At 42.8% G+C, this 18,697-nt stretch carries 17 protein-coding genes; 15 read left to right on the plus strand and 2 right to left on the minus strand.

From position 1 onward, the window contains the following. Positions 1–187: 187 nt before the first annotated feature. Positions 188–1,150, minus strand: coding sequence for an asparaginase (locus tag K1I94_RS09930; RefSeq protein ID WP_124764580.1), 963 nt, complete (start codon positions 1,148–1,150; stop codon positions 188–190). A 180-nt stretch (positions 1,151–1,330) separates the two neighbouring features. On the opposite strand from K1I94_RS09930, the gene K1I94_RS09935 reads away from it, so the two are divergent. From K1I94_RS09935 to K1I94_RS09965, 7 genes are all read left to right on the plus strand, one after another. Beyond that, the gene (locus K1I94_RS09935; protein WP_317627944.1) at positions 1,331–2,728 is read left to right on the plus strand and encodes a Cof-type HAD-IIB family hydrolase; all 1,398 of its coding nucleotides are present in this window, start codon (positions 1,331–1,333) and stop codon (positions 2,726–2,728) included. A gap of 77 nt (positions 2,729–2,805) precedes the next feature. Further along, complete coding sequence (locus K1I94_RS09940) at positions 2,806–3,156, plus strand: TIGR04197 family type VII secretion effector (protein WP_002910455.1); 351 nt, start codon at positions 2,806–2,808, stop codon at positions 3,154–3,156. 3 nt (positions 3,157–3,159) lie between these two features. After that, entirely contained in the window at positions 3,160–3,507 is a 348-nt protein-coding gene (locus K1I94_RS09945) for a DUF3958 family protein (RefSeq protein WP_002910452.1), read from the plus strand. 2 nt (positions 3,508–3,509) lie between these two features. Next, positions 3,510–5,285 carry an LXG domain-containing protein gene (locus K1I94_RS09950; RefSeq protein ID WP_223315215.1) on the plus strand — a complete coding sequence of 592 codons (1,776 nt, stop codon included), beginning with the start codon at positions 3,510–3,512 and terminating at the stop codon, positions 5,283–5,285. An 11-nt stretch (positions 5,286–5,296) separates the two neighbouring features. Then, positions 5,297–5,620: a hypothetical protein gene (locus K1I94_RS09955; protein WP_002898147.1), complete on the plus strand. Its 324-nt coding sequence runs from the start codon at positions 5,297–5,299 to the stop codon at positions 5,618–5,620. 60 nt (positions 5,621–5,680) lie between these two features. After that, positions 5,681–6,103, plus strand: coding sequence for a DUF4304 domain-containing protein (locus tag K1I94_RS09960; protein ID WP_002910450.1), 423 nt, complete (start codon positions 5,681–5,683; stop codon positions 6,101–6,103). A gap of 6 nt (positions 6,104–6,109) precedes the next feature. After that, positions 6,110–6,538, plus strand: coding sequence for a DUF4304 domain-containing protein (locus tag K1I94_RS09965; protein ID WP_002898143.1), 429 nt, complete (start codon positions 6,110–6,112; stop codon positions 6,536–6,538). A gap of 241 nt (positions 6,539–6,779) precedes the next feature. Here K1I94_RS09965 and K1I94_RS09970 read toward each other — a convergent pair whose 3' ends face one another. Further along, positions 6,780–7,232, minus strand: coding sequence for a universal stress protein (locus K1I94_RS09970; RefSeq protein ID WP_049544232.1), 453 nt, complete (start codon positions 7,230–7,232; stop codon positions 6,780–6,782). A 344-nt stretch (positions 7,233–7,576) separates the two neighbouring features. On the opposite strand from K1I94_RS09970, the gene K1I94_RS09975 reads away from it, so the two are divergent. The 8 genes from K1I94_RS09975 to gatB all read left to right on the plus strand — a co-directional run bounded on the left by K1I94_RS09975 (position 7,577) and on the right by gatB (position 18,688). Continuing rightward, the gene (locus K1I94_RS09975; RefSeq protein ID WP_009659361.1) at positions 7,577–8,791 is read left to right on the plus strand and encodes a pyridoxal phosphate-dependent aminotransferase; all 1,215 of its coding nucleotides are present in this window, start codon (positions 7,577–7,579) and stop codon (positions 8,789–8,791) included. Positions 8,792–9,103: 312 nt separating this feature from the next. Beyond that, complete coding sequence (locus K1I94_RS09980) at positions 9,104–11,689, plus strand: SEC10/PgrA surface exclusion domain-containing protein (RefSeq protein ID WP_223315216.1); 2,586 nt, start codon at positions 9,104–9,106, stop codon at positions 11,687–11,689. Between the two features lie 201 nt (positions 11,690–11,890). Next, entirely contained in the window at positions 11,891–12,679 is a 789-nt protein-coding gene (gene codY / locus K1I94_RS09985) for a GTP-sensing pleiotropic transcriptional regulator CodY (RefSeq protein WP_223315217.1), read from the plus strand. Then, positions 12,679–13,236 carry a cysteine hydrolase family protein gene (locus K1I94_RS09990; protein WP_223315218.1) on the plus strand — a complete coding sequence of 186 codons (558 nt, stop codon included), beginning with the start codon at positions 12,679–12,681 and terminating at the stop codon, positions 13,234–13,236. The genes codY and K1I94_RS09990 overlap by 1 nt, the downstream gene beginning before the upstream one ends. Before the next feature lie 310 nt (positions 13,237–13,546). Further along, positions 13,547–15,283: an aspartate--tRNA ligase gene (gene aspS, locus K1I94_RS09995; RefSeq protein ID WP_223315219.1), complete on the plus strand. Its 1,737-nt coding sequence runs from the start codon at positions 13,547–13,549 to the stop codon at positions 15,281–15,283. A gap of 203 nt (positions 15,284–15,486) precedes the next feature. After that, positions 15,487–15,789 carry an Asp-tRNA(Asn)/Glu-tRNA(Gln) amidotransferase subunit GatC gene (gene gatC, locus K1I94_RS10000; RefSeq protein WP_002896305.1) on the plus strand — a complete coding sequence of 101 codons (303 nt, stop codon included), beginning with the start codon at positions 15,487–15,489 and terminating at the stop codon, positions 15,787–15,789. Continuing rightward, positions 15,789–17,255, plus strand: coding sequence for an Asp-tRNA(Asn)/Glu-tRNA(Gln) amidotransferase subunit GatA (gatA, locus tag K1I94_RS10005; RefSeq protein WP_223315220.1), 1,467 nt, complete (start codon positions 15,789–15,791; stop codon positions 17,253–17,255). The genes gatC and gatA overlap by 1 nt, the downstream gene beginning before the upstream one ends. Next, positions 17,255–18,688, plus strand: coding sequence for an Asp-tRNA(Asn)/Glu-tRNA(Gln) amidotransferase subunit GatB (gene gatB / locus K1I94_RS10010; RefSeq protein WP_223315221.1), 1,434 nt, complete (start codon positions 17,255–17,257; stop codon positions 18,686–18,688). The genes gatA and gatB overlap by 1 nt, the downstream gene beginning before the upstream one ends. Positions 18,689–18,697 lie beyond the last annotated feature (9 nt).

The raw sequence follows: 18,697 nt of genomic DNA on the forward strand, positions 1-18,697 counted from the left end.
CAGAAAATAGAGGTGACCTATGGTAAGTGATTATATTTTTGAAATTCTAGAGTCTCTGTTTGAGGTTATCTTTTAAGGCTGGCGATTCAATGAAGTTTTCCCAATGTTAGAATATGAAAGAGTCAAAAAAGTGCTAAGCAACCTTAGCACTTTTTGATTTAAAGAAAGTAAATAAGGACTTTTTCTCTCAGCCTTCCATATAATCTCCTAGTTCTTGGTCTTTGAGTCCAGCATTCAGGGCGATGAGCAGTTTGATTCTGGCTTTTTGAGCATTGAGCTCCTTGACAAAGAAAATACCAGCCTGGTGCAGTTGAACGCCGCCTCCTTCATAAGCATAGACTGGCTCAGCAATTCCGTTGAAGCAGCGAGAGACCAGAGCAACTGGCAAGCCGTCAGCTATCATATCAGCCAGTTTGCCCGCCACTTCTTTGGGAAGATTGCCAGCACCGAATGCTTCTATGATGAGGCCGTCTATCTTGTCTAAATTCAGCATGTCCAGAAGCTCTGTCTTCATACCAGCATAAGCTGGAATGATGGGCACCAGACCAGAAATGCTGTTCAAGTCAAAGCGGACTCGAGGCTCCGCTGTCTTAAAATAGAGAATTTCCTGCTTCATAATCAAACCAAGTGGTCCGTGAGTCGGCGTCTGGAAGGTGCTGACATTGGTCGTGTGGGTTTTGGTTACATACTTAGCAGCATGTGCCTCGTCATTCATAACGACAAGTACGCCTTTATCACTAGCTTTTTCATCACTAGCCACCCGCAGGGCTGTCAGGTAGTTATAGACTCCATCGCTCCCCAGCTCATTGGAACTACGCATAGCTCCGGTCAGAACGACCGGAATCTTCGGCAGCTGCATAGTATCCAGAAAATAAGCTGTCTCTTCTAAAGTGTCTGTCCCATGAGTAATGACTACTCCGTCAAACTGGTCAGCACTGGCTTTGATTTTTTGATAAAGCTTGAGCATATGCTGGGGTGTGATATGAGGACTGGGAATATTAAAAAAGTCAATGACTTCCGTCTCTATCCCCTCAAGCGGAACGGTCACATGGTTCATAGGGTTATCAGCATTGGTAACGACAGCCCCAGATCCGTCAGCCTGCATGGAAATGGTTCCTCCTGTGTGCAGGACCAAGATTTTCTTTGTCATAAATCCTTTTTCTCCTTATAGTCATGATGCAGAGTTGAAAAAATACATTATATTTTCATAGAGTTTTCAATCCTATTGCATAGATATTACTCCAGCTTTTCTTTTCTGCAATTCATGTGATTGTATGTCATTTTTGTGTTATAATTTATTGTATCATAAAAGGAAAGAATGAGAAAATTAATGGAAGTAAAGGCCGTCTTTTTTGATATTGATGGGACACTGGTCAATGACAGTCGAACGGTTTTGAAATCTACAGAAAAGGCTATTCAGAGTTTAAAGGAGCAAGGAATATTGGTCGGTTTGGCAACCGGTCGCGGTCCTTTCTTTGTCAAACCTTTTATGGAGCAATTGGACTTAGATTTTGCTGTGACCTATAATGGCCAGTACATTTTTTCAAGAGACAGAGTGATTTCTGCCAGTCCCATTGACAAGCAGAGTTTGCGGGATTTAATCGCCTATGCTAAGAAACATCGGAAAGAAATTTCCTTGGGAACGGCTGAGGCTATGCTGGGCTCCAAGATTATGTCCTTTGGCATGAGCCCTTTCTCCCAGTGGACTAGCCGCTTCATCCCTAAGCAAATGGCGCGAACAGTCAGTCATGGTTTTAATAAAGTCATCAGCAAGGCCTTGCCCCAGCATGAAAAGGATCTCCTGCAGCTGATTCAGGAGCCGATTTATCAAGCTTTGATTTTAGCCAGTCCAGAAGAAAGCCGTAAGATTGAAGCAGACTTTCCTGATTTGAAATTTACCCGCAGCAGCCCCTATGCGGTTGATATTATCAATAAAGATACATCTAAGCTAGAGGGGATTCGCCGAGTCGGCAAGGAATATGGTTTTGACATTCATCAGGTCATGGCCTTCGGCGACTCTGACAATGACTTGGAAATGCTATCGGGAGTTGGCCTCTCCATTGCTATGGGAAATGGAACCAGCTCGGTCAAGGAAGTGGCCAAGCATACGACTAGCAGCAATAGTCAGGATGGGATTCACAGGGCTTTGGAGCATTTTGGTATCCTAGCGAGGGAAAAGGTCTTTACCAGCAGCGACCATCACTTTAATAAGGTTAAAGAGTTCCATAGTGTTATGGATGAAAGCACTCAGGAAGAGCCAATTGCTTGGTCGCCTCAGGACGCTCGCTATCGGGCAGGCTTCAAGCTAGAAGAGCTGGTCGAGTTTCTGCGAGCAGCTAGTAACTCAGAGGAAGACTTTGATAGCTCTGTAGCCTATCTCCATCAGGCTCTTGACAAGGCTGCCGACAAGGTTCGCTCCAAGAGTCAGGCTGAGGTTTCTCTAGTCGGTCAGGTGGATGCCTTGATTGATACTCTATACTTCACTTATGGCAGTTTTGTCCTGATGGGAGTGGATCCAGAGCAGCTGTTCGATATTGTCCATCGGGCTAATATGGGCAAAATTTTCCCAGATGGAAAAGCTCACTTTGACCCCGTTACCCATAAAATTCTCAAACCAGATGATTGGGAAGAAAAATACGCTCCTGAAGGAGCTATCAAAGAAGAACTGGAACGACAGATTCAGGCCTACCAGCGTACCATAGAGCAGAAAGAAGAAAACAAAGAATAAATGTTTGGAGAGCAGAAATTTTTTGCTCTTTTTTTATTTTATGGTACAATAAGAAAAAAATGTAGAGGAGAGGACGGATGGATCAATACCAAGTTAAGAGCGACCTATCAACAGCAGCCCGTCATGCAACAGCAATCGGAGATGCAAATTTCCTGCAGATGATGGCTATTACTCGAGATTCGCAGACAACCGTTGCTGGAAATTCTAATGCAAATGCAGGGATTTCAAATGTTGAGAACCTACAAGGGCAGCTCGGGGCACACATTACAAGTATTATTCAGAATGTTCATAGTGTAGCAGCAGAGTTTGAGGATAAGGATGCTATGATTCGTCAAAGTCTGACTACTAACTATTTACCGCCTAAAAAGGAACCGACAGTCACTAAAAAAGATTTAGGTCTGAATACCTTGACTGCTTTGGAGGAATAATCAATGCAGGAAGATAAGCGATGGACTGCCTTGTTGGCCAAGGAGCGGAGGCTTGCTGATCATGAATGGGAACTCTATCAAAAGTTGGGACAGGCAAAAACTCAAGAAGAAGATGTATTGTGTCAGTTGGATTCTATGGGGACGTGGTTTCATGATTTGTCTTATGATTTCGAAGGAAGTCGATATTACAGTAAGATAACAGATTATCAGCTAGATTTTTCTCATCGAAGTAGACGGCTAAAGCTTGATATAGAGGATCAGATACAAAAACTGCGGAAAGTTCATCAAAACGCAGAAAATCAACTAGAAGAAGTCTACAAAGAGAAGCGTGCCTTAGCTGGCGAGGAGTAAGGATGAGTATTGATATGTATTTAGAAGCTGCTCGAACGCAGGCAGAAAGCCTTGGAAGAGTGGTTGAACAATGTTTGGGGCAGAATCTTAAATTAATAAGCGTTTTATCAGCTTTTCATAATGAGGATGAACTAAAAGGTAAAGCGTATGATTCTGCCAAAAATCATGTTGTCGGAACGGTCATCCCGATTGTTCAGGGAGTCATTCTCTATCAGGAAGCGATAGCCTTAGCTTGTCAAAATTTTGTTAGTAACTACACGGCAGAAGTAGACGGTAAGAGCTGGCGCCAATCAGAACTGGAAGAGAAAATTCGTTTTGCAGAACAGCAACTGGCAGAGTTGGAACGCAAATCGCAACTCTATTCAAATAATAAGGGTATGTCTATTGTGGATTTCAGTGCTTCCATCGCTGTTGCAGAAAGTGCTAGGCAAGTCTTCCAAGAAATTCTGGATAATTTGCTTACTTTTAATGAGAGTTCGCCAACTATTTTCGCGGAAGCAGAGACTTATTTAGTAGCCGCATCTACTGGCCTGTCTCAGGCAGCACAGAGCTGGGATGCATCTACTCAGACTTATCTTCCTCCTCGCCGAGATGCTGATCTCAGCTGGAAAGGTACCATCAATACTGGATGGACTAAGCGGCAGGAGAGAATAGAGGAGACGAAGAGTCAACAGTCTTTCGTGAAATATATTGACGAATTGTCATTTTCCAAGATGGAAGAGCGATATGGTAAACTTATCAGTGAGTACGAAAGCTATCTCAATACTGGTTATAACTTTCCTCAAAGAGCCGATTTGACTGCAGAACAAATTAATTATATTTATTCTCGATATCAGTATTTGAGAGAAGGGGGAGGTGCGATATATATTGAAAGTGAAAGTTCAAAAAAAATGAAGGCAAATCTTCTAGCATCTGATAAAGAAGAAGTAGATGGTATGTCGTTAGTTGAGCTAGCGGATAAGTATCCAGAATTTTTACGTGGAAGAATAAGTATCGAATTTGACTATATCTTCATGTCAGATGAGGAAAAAGCAAAGAAAGATTATAGTTATGTTCGCTTCAACCAATTAATGAACGCTGAACCGATTGATTGGCGTGATCCAGATTACGCTGCAAAGCGGAATAAATATATTCTTGAAACAGGAAAAAATCCAAGTACTAATGAACCGGCTACAGAAGCTGAAATCATCACAGCAAAAAACTACGGATGGGTCAAAGCTATTCCAGATACGGTTGCTTGGACAGATATGATGGTTGGATCTTATGTGGGGCATCAAGTCTACAATGGGAAGCCTGTTTATGGAATTGATACAAATTTTGCAGGTGAGTTAAGGAATCCAATCGTAAGTAGTCAGACAGTTTTTGGTCCTCAACTTCCATCAAAGAATTGGACACTAGAATTGCCGAAAGTTGAAACTAAGACAATTATGGGAAGTCAGTCGATGGTGTCGGAGATTAATCCAGGAGGGAATACTGATGCTCCTGCTATAAACACTGGAGGCGTAGAAGTTTCCAATAATTTGAAGTTTAATTTGAATGATATAGATAGCTTTGATAACGCGAATATTAAAAGTGTTGAAGCTTTTTTAGACAATGAACTTCAAGGTTATAGGAAAGCGCCTTTGAAAAGGGGCGATGGAGTGAGATATTATGACGGTAAAGGAAATTCATGGCAATTAAATTATGGATATGAGAATGCGACAGATAATATACATGGAAAGCCATATTTGAAGACTACCTATAATGGGGAAATTGTTAGAATTCCATTACAAAAATAAAGGAAATTAAGATGGATAAAATAGATTTAATTGAATTACTACAATCATTTTTAGAAGAAGATGCAATAGTGAGTAGAATATTTTCATACTTTTGCCTAAAGAAAAATTATAACATTGCTTTATTGAATGATATTATCTCAATTGGATTGAGAGAGAATATACTTATTATTATTAATTCTAGCGATGAGCAAATTGAATACGACCGTATTGAATGGAAAAAAGATAATACTTATCAGGAAGTGGTTTTTAGAAATCCAGAAAAATATGTTCCAGTTTTGTTTTCAGAAGCTATTTTAATTCCTGAGCCTTTCTCACAATTTTTAAAGTCTTGTTGAGTGAATTGTATTTATGAAAGATAAGGGTGTCTTAGATACTTACTAATAAAGAGGTAAATTATGAACAAAACAGAATTCAAAAAAATTGTTGGCGAAATTTTGAAATCACATAGTTTTGCTTATGAAAATAAATATTATACATTTGAAAATACTGATTTAAAGGTATTTATTGGCTTTCAAAAATCTAACTTTGAGAACTCTTTCTATATCAATTACGGCTTTTTAATCAAAGGCATTTATGATGGGAAATTACCTCTATATAAACAAGGTTTGGAAGACTTTGGTGGTAGATTTGTTTATCAGAACCTAGATAGCTATAATCTAGAGAAGATAACCTCAGAAAGTTTAGTGGCTTCTATTAATAGTAATATCAAAATGTTGATTCATCCTGCCTTTGATGATGGACTAGCAAACTATTTTGAGTTGTACCCTCACTTCAAGTTTCTTTGTAAAAAACGTGTGAAAGAATATCTGGGCTTCTAATTTTTAATGAATAATACAGAATTCAAAAAAATTGTTGGCGAAACTTTGAAATCACAAAATTTTGCTTATGAAAATAAATATTATACATTTGAAAATACTGATTTAAAGGTATTTGTTGGCTTTCAAAAATCTAACTTTGAGAACTCTTTTTATATCAATTACGGCTTTTTTATAAAAAAGCTTCATGAAAAATTAGAGAAGTTGAGTCATGGCTTTGGAGATTTTGGAGGTCGCTTTGTTTACAATGATAACGACAAAATGCTTGGAGATTATAAACTATCTGATCTGACGAAGGAAAGTCTTTCAGAGAATACAGAGAAGTTTATTAAACCAGCCTTTGAGAAAGGGATTGATGACTATTTGGAAATGTATCCTCACTTAAAACGAAGACTTCCTTTGACAGTAAAGGAATATTTAGATTCCGCCTACAAATGAACAAAGCAGAATTCAAAAAAATTGTTAGTGAAACTTTAAAATCACAAGATTTTGCTTATGAAAATAAATGGAAGAAAAAATGCACAGAGGGGAAGATACTTTTCCTGTGATTTTAGAAGATTAATCTAGTATAAAGAATTTAGGGTAGGATGCTTTCCTTGCCCTTTTCGTATCATAATCATCATCCCTCTCATAAACAAAAAAACTAGAGCAGATGTGTACTACACATCTGCTCTAGTTTTTATAAAGTTTTTTCTGGGTCTCTGACCACCAGCAAGTCAACCTTGGCATGACGCAGGATATATTCGGAGGAAGAGCCGACTAGCAGCCGTTCAAAGGCATTGAGACCGGTAGCACCGACCATGATCAGATCTACCTTGTGCTCTTCTGGGATATCTGTAGCCAAGAGAGTCTTGGGATTGCCCATCTCAATGACAATGTTAACATACTTGATACCGGATTTTTGAGCCTTTTCTTTTAACTCAGCTGTCAGTTTTTTGGCATCTTCCTGTAAGTCCTCGTAGACATCTGCATCAAAGGTTGAGACACTTTGCAAAGCTCGGGTGTCAATGACATGGGCGATAGTGAGACGAGAGCCGTTTCGGAGAGCCACGTTAACACCTTTTTCAAAAGCTAGTTCGGATTCATGAGAACCATCCACAGCAACCATAATGTTTTCATATTTCTGAGTCATAGAGCTACCTCCTTTAAAATGGTCGGCAAAGGACGTCGCATCATTCACAGAATGATTGGGCTGACCAAAAATCAATCAGTCCATAACGTCCGAGTGATTTGCAACTATTTTCTTGTTTCTATTGTAACCCTTTTCAGAAAAAAAGTAAAGATAAAATGGAAATGCTGTCAGAAAATTGCAAGCAGAAAAAGATTCCTTTACTTTGAGGGGTTAGAAAAGGAATAGTGCTCTTTATCTTATAAATCGCTTCATAATCGCGTGAAAAGTGAGCTTATTTTTTTGTTGTCAATCGCTTTTTCTGGTGGTATAATGATAACATTCTGATGAATAGAGGAAAAATAAGAATGAAAGAATTTGACAAGTCCAGCAAGCTGGAACATGTTGCCTATGATATTCGCGGTCCGGTTTTGGATGAAGCTATGCGCATGCGGGCCAACGGTGAAAAGATTCTCCGCCTCAATACAGGAAATCCGGCTGAATTTGGTTTTACCGCTCCTGATGAGGTCATTCATGATTTGATTATGAATGCGCGTGACAGTGAGGGTTACTCTGACTCCAAGGGGATTTTTTCAGCCCGTAAGGCTATCATGCAGTACTGCCAGCTTAAGAATTTTCCTAATGTAGATATTGATGACATTTATCTGGGAAATGGTGTCAGCGAACTGATTGTCATGTCCATGCAGGGCTTGCTGGATGACGGGGACGAGGTGCTGGTACCAATGCCAGACTATCCACTCTGGACGGCTGCAGTCAGTCTGGCTGGTGGGAATGCTGTTCACTATGTTTGTGATGAGCAGGCAGAATGGTATCCAGATATTGACGATATCAAGTCAAAAATCACATCTAATACCAAGGCTATCATTATCATCAACCCTAACAATCCAACAGGGGCACTTTATCCTAAGGAACTGCTGCTGGAAATTGTGGAAATTGCTCGCCAAAATAATCTCATTATTTTTGCGGATGAAATTTATGACCGCATGGTGATGGATGGCAATGTCCATACGTCTGTGGCTAGTCTGGCTCCTGATATCTTCTGTGTCAGCATGAATGGTCTTTCCAAGTCGCACCGCATCGCAGGCTTCCGTGTTGGCTGGATGGTGCTATCTGGACCTAAGCATCATGTTAAGGGGTATATTGAAGGGTTGAACATGCTCTCCAATATGCGCCTGTGCTCCAATGTCTTGGCTCAACAGGTCGTCCAAACCTCACTTGGCGGTCACCAATCTGTGGATGAACTGCTTTTGCCAGGTGGTCGTATCTATGAACAGCGTAATTTCATCTATCAGGCTATTCAGGACATCCCGGGACTGTCAGCTGTAAAACCTAAAGCTGGTCTCTATATTTTCCCGAAAATTGACCGGAACATGTATCATATCGACGATGATGAGCAGTTTGTGCTCAATTTCCTCAAGCAGGAAAAAGTCCTTCTCGTCCATGGACGAGGCTTTAACTGGAAGGATCCAGATCATTTCCGCATCGTTTATCTGCCTCGAGTAGATGAGCTAGCTCAAATCCAAGAAAAAATGACGCGCTTCTTGCGCCAATATCGCCGTTAATAAGCGGATGTTATAAAAAGGCTGGAAAATATTCCGGCCTTTTTCTTATCTATCTTACATATTTTTTAGTTTTATGGCTGTCTTTGAATTGCAAAAATAAGATGCTCTGGAAATTGAATTCGAGGCCAATTGGTAAAAATTATAGGCGGTTTTACCGACATTTTTTAGGATTTTGTCCAACATTTTTTATGTATCTGTCCAAAAATGCTTAAAAAAATGTGTTAGCGTCTTCCTTCCAGAAGATAAACATGGTAGAATGTGTTTGTCAATGTTTTTAACAATGATGAAAAAGTGGAGGAGATTATATTGACAATGAAAAAGACACTTAGTGCTTTTTCTGTCAGTGCAGCGGCATTGTCTTTGGTGCTCGCAGAAGGAGTTCAGGCTGATCAATTAGTTGATAATCAGTCTTATTCTGATGCGCCCGTTAGTCAAAGCCAACCACAGGCAGAAAACACACAGAAGAATGAATCTGTTTCGAAAGAACAGGTAGACGCTGCTCAGGCTCTTGTACAAGAAGCCGACAGCAATGTTGCACAAGGGAAAGCTGATTTGGCTCAAGCTCAGGCAAATACTGCTGCGGCTCAAAGTCAGGTCGAGCAAGCACAAGCTGAAGCTAACCGGGCACAGGAGGCAGCTGATAAAGCTGGTCCGGAAGCTATTGAAACAGCTAAGCAAGAAGAGAGCAATCAAAAAGCTCAAGTGGAAAGCAACAAGTCAGAACTGGCTAAAGCTGACCAAGCAACCAAGACGGCTGAAGCTGAGCGCGATGCTCAGGCAGCCAAGACTAAAGAAGCTCAAGAGCAAGCGAAAACTCAAGAAGGACGCCTTGCTAAAGCTCAAAATGACGTGAAGGAAGCTCAGGCTAACCTGAGCGGTGAATCTACAGCTAAGGCAGAAAAGAATGTGAAAGCAGCCCAAGATAAGGTGGCAGCTGACCAGTCTGCTGTTGAAACAGCTCAAGCAAAAGTAGCTACAGCTCGTCAGACTGACAGTCAGAAGCAGGCTGAGGTTGCAAAAGCTCAGACCAACCAGACTCAGGCTAAGACGGCTCGTGATGCTTCCCAGAAGAACTTGCAGGAAAAGACTGCTGCAGCTGAGAAGACCCAGTCAGACTTGAACCAAGCTCAACAAGCTTTGAAAAAAGCTCAAGCTGGAACGATTACTACTGAAGCTTCTAGCAATAAAAATCGTGTGTCAATGACTCCGGAATACATTGCAGCCTTGAGAGAGCTAGTTGCACCGAATTTATCAGAGCAAAAAACTAATGAGATTCAAAAGAGACTTGCTGCACTGAATGCCAGTGCTAAGGCTCTCAATCGTTATGTGGCTGATCCTACAGATAGCAAAGCTTTGATTGATACCAACAATATTCCACAGAATGTTCGTCAGGAACTTTCACAGTTTGCTTCAGAACTCATCAACCAGCTGCGTGTTCAGATGGGAACAGGTGAAGTAGTTGTGACACCGTCTTCAATTGATTTCGCTGATAAAGTGGCAACAGAATACCGCAAAGACAACTGGAACTGGGATTTGATGGAGGAATACCATCACGATGCTCGAGGAATTAACCGCGTAGCGCGTGAATATGGTTTGATGACCACAAGTGCTGAGCAGGAGAGCAAAGGTCTCCAGTACTATGAAAACGCTTATATCTGGAGAGAAAATGCTAGTCAAATGAGTGTGGCTGAAATGAAGAGACGGGTCTATGATTCTGTTGTTGAATTCATGTTTAATGGCTACGAATGGCTGCATGCTACATCTATCTCTGGTCTCAATACTGGTCGCCAGAAAAACTATCTGGGAGTTGATTTCTCAATGGAAGGCGACATCACTATGGCTCATTTCACCATGGTGTCAGAAGATCAGATTAAATATGCTAGCAAAAAGAACTTCAATGCCAGCCCTATTACAGGAAAAGCTCCAACAGCAAAAGTAGATCCGCAGGAAGTAGCCAAGGCTCAAACAGCCTATGATGCCGCCTTCAAGGCCAATCAACTGGCTCTGGCATCTAAGGGAGTTGCCCAATCTACTTATAATCGGAGAGCTGCAGCTTTAGAGCAAGCCAACCAGCAACTTGCTCAGGCGCAAGCTCAAGCAGGTGAGTCAGCAACTGCTCAGGCTCAAGCAGCTCTTGCAGCAGTTCAAGAGAAGTTGGCAGCAGATCAAGCAGCTTTGGCAGCAGCACAAGCGGCTCTGCAAAACTCAAACTTGGATGACAAGACTAAAGCGGACAAATTAACTCAGGCCCAAGAAGCTCTGACTGCTGTTCAAGCAACAGTTGCCGCAGCTCAAGAAGCTCTAAAAACTGAATCAGATAAGTTGGCTCAGCTAGAAGCAGTTTTGAATGCAGCAAAAGAAAGAAAGACTAACCTTGAAAAAGCTGTTACAGATGCTGAAGCAGCTTTGCAAAAGGCTAAAGAGTCATTGTCAAATCTTGAAAATGCAGAAGGAAACTTGGAACAAGCTAAAAGCAAGTTAGCTGTAGCTCAGGCAGCTTACCAAGCGGCTCTTACAGCTCAAACAGATCAAGAAGCAAAAGTAGCAGTTTTAACTGCAGTTCAAGCACAAGCTAAGGCGACCTACGACTTGCTAGCTCAAACTTATGCTGAGCAAAACAAGGAAGAAGATATTCGCTATTATCAGTCTGTTTTGGCTCACACAGAGGAGCGTTTCGCTCGCTCTCCGCTTACTGGACAAGTAGGAGATCCTCAGCAGACAGCTCTTGGAACTACTGGAGATGCTAGAAGTGCTAGCCCTGGAAATCATAAACAGGCAGCTGCTTCAGGTCATACCTTGCCTAAAACAGGGGAAAACTCTTCTTGGCTTCTTCTAGCAGGCCAAATGCTTCTGCTCATGGCTATGAAATTGTTCTACAAGAAGCGTTCTCTTGATTAGAAAGAACAAAAGTAATCAAAAACAGTCAAATTCTTGACTGTTTTTTGTTTAATATAACTTGACATATCAAGTCATATACCTGAAAAATTCTTTATTTTATAGAATTGTATGTAATTGTTTTTCAATAAAAAATTTTCAGATAATTATTGAAATTTCACTGCTTTTATGTTACAATGAAGCTAATAAATATGAGGTAAAAATATGGCCGATTTACTAGAAAAAACACGAAAAATTACGTCTATTCTGAAGCGCTCGGAAGAGCAGATGCAGGAAGATTTGCCCTATAATGCTATTACGCGTCAGTTGGCTGATATTATCCACTGCAATGCCTGCATTATCAATAGCAAGGGACGTCTACTAGGCTATTTCATGCGCTACAAGACCAATAATGACCGTGTGGAAGCTTTTTTCCAGGATAAGAATTTCCCAGAGGAATACGTTCACGAAGCCAATCTGGTCTATGAAACAGAGGCTAATCTGCCAGTTGCACATGATTTGACGATTTTCCCAGTGGAGACCAAGGATGAGTTTCCAGATGGGCTGACCACCATTGCTCCTATTCATGTGTCAGGGATTCGTCTGGGTTCATTGATTATCTGGCGCAATGACAAGGAATTTGCGGACGATGATCTGATTTTGATTGAGATTGCCAGCACAGTGGTTGGTATCCAGCTGCTTAACTTCCAGCGGGAAGAGGATGAGAAAAATATCCGCCGCCGGACAGCAGTGACCATGGCAGTCAATACCCTGTCTTACTCAGAACTGAGAGCTGTTTCAGCTATTCTGGGCGAGCTCAATGGCAATGAAGGCCAGCTGACAGCATCTGTCATTGCTGACCGTATTGGGATTACCCGCTCAGTGATTGTTAATGCCTTGCGCAAGCTGGAAAGTGCTGGGATTATTGAAAGCCGCTCACTGGGAATGAAGGGAACTTATCTGAAAGTCCTGATTCCGGATGTCTTTGATGAAATTAAAAAGAGGGACTATTAATGGCTAAAGCACTGATTTCCATTGATTATACAGTTGATTTTGTCGCAGATGAGGGCAAGTTGACAGCAGGAGCGCCAGCGCAGGCAATTTCTGAAGCCATTGCTCGAGTAACTAAGTCAGCTTTTGACAGAGGAGATTATATCTTCTTTGCTATTGATGCCCATGATGAGAATGATTCCTTTCACCCTGAGAGTAAGCTGTTTCCGCCTCACAATATCAAAGGGACCAGCGGTCGCAATCTTTATGGTCCTTTGGCTGATTTTTATGACAAGCATCAAGCAGACTCTCGGGTCTTTTGGATGGATAAGCGCCATTATTCTGCTTTTTCTGGTACGGATTTAGATATCCGCCTGCGGGAAAGAAAGGTAGATACGGTTATTTTGACAGGGGTCTTGACGGATATTTGCGTCTTGCATACAGCGATTGATGCCTATAATCTTGGTTATCAGATTCAGGTGGTAGAGCCAGCTGTAGCTTCTCTGTCAGAGGAAAATCACAAATTTGCCTTAAACCACTTGCAAAATGTCCTGGGTTCGACTATAATAGATACAATTTAAGAGTAAAAGAGAAGCAGAGTAGGCTTGCTGACTTGCACAGAGAGTGCTGATAGCTGAGAGCAGTACCAAGAAAGCAAAACCGAAGAACATGTTTCGTAATCTTTTGTGTGATTAAGCACAAACGTCGCTCACGTTACGAGCTCAGAGGCTGCCTTTTAGGGCGGCGAATAACAGTGGTACCACGGCTTTCGTCTGTTTCATAGACGAAAGCTTTTTATTTTGCAGTAGGTCCAGTGAAGATGATGGAAGATTGCTGCTTATATCCTGAACAGCAGGGTGGAGCTACAAATTGATTTGAGAGGGAAAGAACATGAAAGAAATTTTTATCGGGAACTATGGTTTAGAGCAGGTCGGACAGACCATGACCGCAACTGGCTGGGTAGCCAATATCCGCAATCATGGTAAGCTGGCCTTTATTGAATTGCGGGATCGCGAGGGCTTGCTTCAGGTCTTCGTTGGCGGTGAGATTGAAGATTTTGCTAAGCTGGAAGACATTGGCAAAGAGGATATCATTGCAGTGACGGGGCAAGTCGTTCAGCGGGAAGAGCGCTTTGTCAATAAGTCCATCAAGTCTGGTCAGGTTGAGCTGAGGGCTGAAAAGATTGAGGTTATTGCTAGCAGTAAGGCCCTGCCTTTTGAGTTGGACCAGCATGCCCATACAGGGGAAGACCTGCGTCAGAAATACCGCTACCTGGACTTGCGGCGTGAGAAGATGACACATAACCTCAAACTGCGTCACCAGGTCACCTCAACCATTCGGGAATATTTAAACGGTTTGGACTTTTTGGAAGTGGAGACGCCTTATCTGACCAAGTCGACACCAGAAGGGGCTAGGGATTTCTTAGTTCCTAGTCGAGTCTTTAAAAATCAGTTCTACGCCTTGCCACAGAGCCCTCAGATGCTCAAGCAGTTGCTGATGGGAGCTGGCCTTGAGCGCTATTATCAGATTGTTCGTTGCTTCCGTGACGAAGATTTGCGGGGAGACCGTCAGCCAGAGTTTACTCAGGTGGATTTGGAGCTGAGTTTTGCCAGCGAAGAAGAAATCCGAGCTCTGGTTGAAGCTATGCTCAAGGCTGTTGTCAAGAAAACTCATGGTTTAGAGTTGACAGAAGCTTTTCCGACTATCAGTTATGAAGAGGCTATGAGCCGCTTTGGTTCTGATAAGCCAGATACACGCTTTGGTTTAGAGCTGAAGAATTTGACGGATTTATGCCAGTCCAATGACTCGCTGCTCATCAAGAAAGCCTTGGATAACCAAGAGGAAGTGATGGGAATCTGTGTGCCAGATGCGGCTAGTGCTTTTAGCAAGAAACAGCTGAGTCACTACTATCAGGAAATGAAGGAATTTGGCTGCAGTCGTTTCGCCAGTCTAAAGGTTGGAAATGGCCAGTTAGTTGGTGATTTGGCTAGTACCTTTGAAGCTGAAAGTCAGGAGTTGCTGGAACGTTTTGAGGCCAAGGATGGAGATTTGATTCTGCTAGTCATGTCTAAGAAGCGTCGGGCTCAGGAAGCTTTGGGACATCTACGTATAGAAGTCGCAAAAGCTTTAGACTTGATTGACCCGAGTCTGCTTCATTTCCTCTGGGTTGTGGATTGGCCGCTGCTGGAGTGGAATGAAGACCAAAACCGATATCAAGCCATGCACCATCCTTTCACACAGGGAATCTTTGAAGATGGACAGGAGCCAGATCAATTCCGCAGCCACGCTTACGACATCGTCTTAAACGGCTATGAAATTGGCGGAGGAAGTCTACGGATTCATGACAGGAAGGCTCAGGAAGCGATGTTTGAGCTATTGGGTATGAGCCGGGAAGACTATGAGCGGGACTTTGGTTTCTTCCTAGAAGCCTTAGAATACGGCTTCCCACCACACGGCGGCTTGGCTCTAGGCTTGGATCGCTTGGTTATGATTTTGGCTGGGGAAGAAAATATCCGCCAAGTTATCGCATTTCCGAAAAATGGTACTGGCTTTGATCCTATGCTGGAAAGCCCAAGTTTGGTGGACCAAAGACAGCTCAAAGAACTGCATTTAGAATTGAAGAATTAGCCTGAAATATGGTAAAATGAAATGATGCGAATTCCTGAAGAATGGCAGGAAGAAGCTGAAGAAAAGAGCTAGCGGATGGCAAATAAATGAGCGTCCCTAGCTTGTCAAAGTAAAGGTGAGCTGAAGCTTGGAAATAAAGATATCATCTAGAAATTGTTATTTTCAGTCGCTAAAGCTCACATATCTTATGAAAGGAATCAGAGATGAAGATTACTCAAGAAGAAGTAAGTCACGTAGCAAAGTTGTCAAAACTGGCTTTTTCACCAGAAGAAACTGCTGAGTTTGCGACGACATTAACCAAGATTGTCGACATGGTCGAATTGCTCAATGAAGTGGACACGGAGGGTGTGCCTTTCACTTCTAATGTAGCTGCTAATATCAACTATATGCGAGAAGATGTGGCTCAGCCAGGTTGGAACCGGGAAGAGCTTTTCCAAAATGTACCTGAAAAAGAGCGGGGCTACATCAAAGTGCCTGCCATCCTAGATGACGGAGGAGATGCCTAATGACTTTTAATCACAAGACTATTGAAGAGTTGCATGATTTGCTGGTCAAGAAAGAAATTTCTGCGGTAGAGTTAACTCAGGCAACTTTGGCGGACATCAAAGAACGTGAAACAGCTGTGGACAGCTTCATTACTGTCAGCGAAGAGGAGGCTTTAGCTCAGGCTGCGGCTCTAGACGCCAAGGGCATTGATGCGGACAATCTTATGAGCGGAATTCCGCTGGCAGTCAAGGATAATATCTCAACCAAGGGGATTTTGACGACGGCTGCTTCTAAGATACTCTACAATTACAAGCCGATTTTCGATGCGACTAGCGTAGAGAAGCTTTACGGTAAGGACATGATTATCGTTGGTAAGACCAACATGGACGAGTTTGCCATGGGGGGTTCTAGCGAAAACTCTTACTTTAAGACGACTAAGAATGCTTGGGACAGCAGCAAGGTTCCTGGTGGGTCATCTGGTGGATCAGCGACAGCGGTTGCCTCTGGTCAGGTTCGTCTGTCACTGGGTTCAGATACGGGTGGTTCTATTCGTCAGCCGGCTTCCTTTAACGGTGTAGTTGGTCTCAAGCCAACCTACGGCCGGGTTTCGCGTTTTGGTCTCATTGCTTTTGGTTCTTCTTTAGACCAGATTGGGCCTTTCTCTCAGACAGTTAAGGAAAATGCTCAACTTCTGAATGTTATTTCTGGTAATGATCCTAAGGATTCGACATCATCACAAGAGGAAGTGCCAGACTTTACCAGCAAGATTGGCCAAGACATCAAGGGTATGAAGATTGCCCTGCCTAAGGAATACATGGGTGAGGGAATTGACAGCAAGGTCAAGGAAACGATTCTGGCAGCAGCGAAGCACTTGGAAAGTCTAGGAGCTATCGTTGAAGAAGTTAGCCTGCCTCACAGCAAGTACGGCGTGGCAGTCTACTATATTATTGCTTCTTCTGAAGCCAGTTCTAACCTGCAGCGTTTTGATGGTATTCGCTATGGCTACCGTGCAGAAGGCATTGAAAATCTAGAAGATGTCTATGTCAAATCTCGTAGTGAAGGCTTTGGTGAAGAAGTGAAACGCCGCATCATGCTGGGAACGTTCAGTTTGTCATCTGGTTACTACGATGCTTATTTCAAGAAAGCTGGTCAGGTTCGGACCTTGATTATGCAAGATTTTGCTAAGGTTTTTGAAAAATACGACTTGATCTTAGGCCCAACTGCACCAACTGTAGCTTATGACTTGGGCAGTCAAAACCAAGATCCAGTGGCTATGTATCTGGCTGACCTTTTGACCATTCCAGTCAATCTGGCTGGCCTGCCGGGCATTTCAATCCCAGCTGGCTTTGCAGATGGTCTTCCTGTCGGCTTGCAACTGATTGGTAACCACTTTGATGAAGAGACCATCTATCAGGCAGCCGCAGCATTTGAAGCAACGACTGACTACCACAAACAGCAGCCAGTTATCTTTGGAGGTGAAAAATAATGAACTTTGAAACAGTTATCGGACTGGAAGTCCATGTTGAATTGAAGACCAATTCAAAAATTTTCTCTCCGGCTCCAGCTCACTTCGGTGAAGATCCAAATGCCAACACTAATATCATTGACTGGTCCTTCCCAGGTGTTTTGCCTGTTATGAACAAGGGTGTTATTGACTATGGTATCAAGGCTGCTCTGGCTTTGAACATGGATATTCACCAGAAGATGCACTTTGACCGCAAGAATTACTTTTATCCGGACAATCCAAAAGCCTATCAAATTTCTCAGTTTGATGAGCCAATTGGCTACAATGGCTGGATTGAAATTGAGCTAGAAGACGGTACAACCAAGAGAATCCGTATCGAGCGGGCCCACTTGGAAGAAGATGCAGGAAAGAATACCCACGGCAGCGATGGCTACTCTTATGTGGACCTCAACCGCCAAGGAGTGCCACTGATTGAGATTGTCTCGGAAGCGGATATGCGCAGTCCAGAAGAGGCCTATGCCTACCTGACTGCCCTCAAGGAAATCATCCAGTACACGGGCATTTCTGATGTCAAGATGGAAGAGGGCTCCATGCGGGTCGATGCCAATATTTCCATCCGTCCTTACGGTCAGGAAGAGTTTGGTACCAAAACTGAGCTGAAAAACCTTAACTCCTTCAACTTTGTCCGTAAGGGTCTAGCATTTGAGGAAAAACGCCAAGCTGAAATCCTACGCAGCGGCGGTCAAATCCGTCAGGAAACCCGTCGTTATGACGAAGCAACTGGCGAAACCCTACTCATGCGGGTCAAGGAAGGTTCAGCGGACTACCGTTACTTCCCAGAGCCTGATCTGCCTATCTTTGAGATTGAGGATACTTGGATTGAGCAAGTACGCAGCAGTCTGCCAGCCTTTCCAAAAGAGCGCCGTGCCAAGTATGTGGGCGATTACGGCCTGTCTGACTACGATGCCAAGCAGTTGACAGCGACCAAGGCTGTGTCAGACTTCTTTGAAGCTGCTGTTGCGGCAGGAGGAGACGCCAAGGCTGTCTCTAACTGGCTCCAAGGAGAAGTAGCGCAATACCTCAATGCCGAAGGCAAGACTATCTCTGAGATTGAGCTGACGCCTGAGAACCTGACTGAGATGATTGCTCTGATTGCAGACGGAACGATTTCCTCTAAGATTGCTAAGAAGGTCTTTGTTCATCTAGCTAAAAATGGTGGCTCTGCTAAAGAGTATGTGCAAAAAGCAGGCCTGATTCAAATTTCAGACCCTGCCCAGCTTCTTCCAATCATCCAAGAAGTATTTGCCAACAATGAAAAAGCCATCAATGACTATAAAGGCGGCAATAAGAATGCTGCTAAATCCCTGATCGGTCAGCTCATGAAGGCCACCAAGGGTCAAGCCAACCCACAAGTAGCACAAAAACTGCTCAATGAAGAGTTGGAGAAATTGTAGAAATAAGTA

Origin of the sequence: Streptococcus sanguinis (assembly GCF_019929145.1) — a bacterium.
Lineage (GTDB): Bacteria > Bacillota > Bacilli > Lactobacillales > Streptococcaceae > Streptococcus > Streptococcus sanguinis_U.